This is a genomic window from Paracoccus sp. (in: a-proteobacteria), from assembly GCF_047973135.1.
Taxonomy (GTDB): domain Bacteria; phylum Pseudomonadota; class Alphaproteobacteria; order Rhodobacterales; family Rhodobacteraceae; genus Paracoccus.
On record NZ_JBKEBL010000167.1, the window covers coordinates 1 to 3,315 of the forward strand.

Consider the following 3,315-nt stretch of genomic DNA (forward strand, 5'->3'; position numbering starts at 1 on the left):
CGATGTTGCAGGTCCGGGTCGAGGACGTTGCCGAGGCCGAGGATCTGTTTACCAAGCTGATGGGCGATGTGGTCGAACCCCGGCGCGAATTCATCCAGCAGAACGCCCTGAGCGTCGAAAATCTGGACATCTGACCCAAGGCCGCAGGGGCCTTCGCCTCTCTGGACTGGTCCAGGCTATTTCATGGTATGCCGGTGAACGGAGGAGATATTTTGATCGCATCGCTTTTTGCCTACGCCGCAGCCCTCGGTCTGGCTGCCGTCATTCCTGGACCGGGCGTGGCTGCCGTTGTTGGGCAGTCAATGGGCAGCGGCCTGAAGGCCGCACTCTTCCTGCTGGCGGGAATCGCCTTGGGGGATGTGGTGTATCTGACCGTTGCCATCGCGGGACTTGCAGCTATCGCGCAGGCATTCGCAGGTGTGTTCCTTGTCGTGAAGATCCTAGGTGGAGGCTATCTGCTCTATCTGGCCGTCAAACTTTGGAAAAGCACCTCAGGTGCAGCCCATGTTTCGGCAGAAACAGGGCGAACGAACTTCGGTGCTTTTCTGACGGGGTTCTCGGTTACGATGGGCAACCCCAAGACGATAGTGTTTTACCTCGCCCTGTTGCCTACGGTGCTGGATTTGAAGGGTATTGACCTGACCCAATGGGTGCTTTTGGTCGGTGTAACCGTATGCGTCCTGATCGCAACGCTGGCTCCCTATGCGGTACTCGCGGCGCGAGCGCGCGGGCTGATGACAAAACCCGGAGCGTTGAATCGATTGAACCGCATCGCATCAAGTATCATTGGAGCAACGGGAATGCTGATCCTGGGGCAAGCCGCCGCCACACTGACACGACGAATCTAGTCCAATCAGCCAACCTTACTGGCCTGCTGCGAGCCAGCGAATGACGGCAAGACCGTCAGCTATACCGAAGGCGACAAGCCGTTGGATTGCGGCAATTTTCATCGTGGCGACATGCAGAGGGTACTGGACTGGGGGATCAGAACTCTGTCCCGGCCTTGGCGATGCCCGTCAGGTTGCCGAACTGCCCCAGCCGTGTCCGTTCCGATCCGTCCAGCCGGGCGCGAAACAGTTCGCCGTCCAGCGAGGTCGAGAAGATATACCCCTCATCGTGGTAAATGATCAGGCCGATCGCCTCGCCGACATTTCGCACGATGACATGGTGATCCTTTGCGACCACCCGGTCATCGCCGATTTCGGCATAACAGACCGAGTTGCCGCCCTCCAGATCGCCCCGGTCTGTCCACCACAAACGGTTGGATTCAAGATCCAGCTCAAGGTCGATAGGCTCTGGCAGGTTCCGGAACAGCACCTCGATATCGCTGCGATTGGCTGGGGTTTCGCCCGGTGGCAGATCGTAACCGGCGCGGCAGATGCGTCCCTCGCCCGCATCCGGCGCGCCCTTTTGCGTCCAATAGAACTGCCGCGCCTGCGGATCGACGGCGATGCCTACGCACCAGCGTGAATGATCGCGCTCATCCTCGGGCAGCCGCCCGGTTTCAACCAGGGTTTCAAGCCCTGATCCGTCAAGATTGGCGCGCATCACCCGCAGCCCTTCGCGGTCGCACCAGTACAGCTTGTCGGCTGCGAAATCGGCGGTGATCTGCTTGGGCGTACGGGTCTCGCCGTGGTTGATCAGCGGCGTGAACTGCGATCCATCGGCAGACAGGCGAAAAATCTGGCCGTCAAAGCCGAAAGACGAGCCATCGGCATGATTGATCGCGCCCATCCGGGTTCCGTAAAGTTCGGTCGTGTTATGGTCGATCAGAATGCCGTCGGGAAATTTCGCGACGTGATCGCGCAGCGTTCTGATATTCTGACCGTTTCCATCACAGGTAAAAATCCGCTGCGAGCCGGGTTCAAGGACGATCATCCTGATCGTTTCAAGTGACATGACAACGTTCCTTTCAGACAGCAATTCAGCGACGAAACACCGTCCTGCGACAATCGTTCCCGCCGCCCGTTTCCGACGTGACGGCAAAAATCTGCGGGGTGAAATTCCGGGCGGTAACGGCTGTCTTGCTTATTAAACAAGTTTAATAATAAACTGGCGCAGGGGAAGGAGCGCGCGCATGTCCGACATGACGACCGACCGGCCGGTGCTTGACATCGATCCGTTCAGCCGCAAGGCGATGGACCACCCGATTGAACTGGACCGAACCATCCGTCAGGCGGGGCCAGTGGTCTGGGTTCCGAAATACGGTTTCTGGATCAGCGGGCAGGATGCCGTGGTGCGCGAAGTGTTCGAGGATTGGCGGCGCTTTTCTTCGGCGATGGGTACGGGCATGACGAATGTTGTGCGCGAGGAACCGTGGCGGCGCCCCTCGGTCATTCTGGAGGCGGATCCGCCTACCCATACGCCCAATCGCAAGGTACTGGCACGGGTGCTGTCGGCGCGCGCGATGCGCAAGCTGGCCGACGACTTTCGCGCCGAGGCCGAAGCGATGGTGGATCGTCTTGTCCGGCAACGCCGGTTCGATCTGGGCGTGGACCTGGCCTTTGCCTTTCCGTTCAAGGTGTTACCCGACGCGGTGGGCCTTCGCCCCGAGGGGCGGCAGCATCTGATGCCCTATTCAACGCTCAATTTCAACGCGATGGGTCCGAAGAACGACCTGTACCATGCCGCGCGCAAGATCGTCGAAGAACAGGGCACATTCGAATATGTCGCTGCGCAGATGGCCGAAGAAAACCTGCTTCCCGATGGGTTTGGTCAGGAAATCTATGCCGCCGCCCATGCGGGCGAGATCACCCGTGACGAGGCTGGAATGCTGGTCCGGGCCTTTATCTCGGCCGGGATCGACACGACTGTTTTCGGCATCGGGCAGACGGTTCTGGCGCTGATCGAACGGCCCGCGCAATGGGACATGCTGCGCGAGGATCCCGATCTGGCGCGGCCCGCCTTTGAAGAGGCGCTGCGTTTCATGGCCCCTAGCCCGGTCATTGGCCGCACGACGACCGGCCCGACCGAACTGGCGGGCGTGGCCTTGGGGGCCGAGGAAAAGGTGTTGATGTGGCTGGCTGCCGCCAATCGCGATCCGGCGCGGTGGGACCGGCCGGACGAATATGACATCACCCGCCGCCCGGTCGGGCATCTTGCCTTTGGCACGGGCATTCATGGCTGCGTCGGGCAGATGGTTGCCCGGCTGGAGGCGGAATCGGTACTGGGCGCGCTGGCGCGACGGGTCAGGCGGATCGAACTGACCGGGGAACCCGAGCGCGTCTATATCAATTGGTTGCGTGGCTATCACTCGATCCCGGTCGAGGTGACGCCGGCCTGATTTCATTGTGAAAAGCGCCCGGCAAAAGGGCG

The 3,315-nt window shown here is 60.5% G+C and carries 4 protein-coding genes; 3 read left to right on the top strand and 1 reads right to left on the bottom strand.

Annotated elements, in window-relative coordinates:
* Nucleotides 1–134: hypothetical protein (locus ACK5L9_RS12825; protein ID WP_416911859.1), on the top strand; the 134-nt coding region annotated here is incomplete at its 5' end.
* Nucleotides 135–212: 78 nt separating this feature from the next.
* Complete coding sequence (locus ACK5L9_RS12830; RefSeq protein WP_416911856.1) at nucleotides 213–848, top strand: LysE family translocator; 636 nt, start codon at nucleotides 213–215, stop codon at nucleotides 846–848.
* A gap of 136 nt (nucleotides 849–984) precedes the next feature.
* Here the strand turns inward: ACK5L9_RS12830 and ACK5L9_RS12835 are convergent, their stop codons facing one another.
* Nucleotides 985–1,899, bottom strand: coding sequence for a hypothetical protein (locus tag ACK5L9_RS12835; RefSeq protein WP_416911857.1), 915 nt, complete (start codon nucleotides 1,897–1,899; stop codon nucleotides 985–987).
* A 178-nt stretch (nucleotides 1,900–2,077) separates the two neighbouring features.
* On the opposite strand from ACK5L9_RS12835, the gene ACK5L9_RS12840 reads away from it, so the two are divergent.
* Nucleotides 2,078–3,283, top strand: a complete 1,206-nt coding sequence (locus ACK5L9_RS12840; RefSeq protein ID WP_416911858.1) for a cytochrome P450 — start codon at nucleotides 2,078–2,080, stop codon at nucleotides 3,281–3,283.
* The last annotated feature ends 32 nt before the right edge of the window (nucleotides 3,284–3,315 follow it).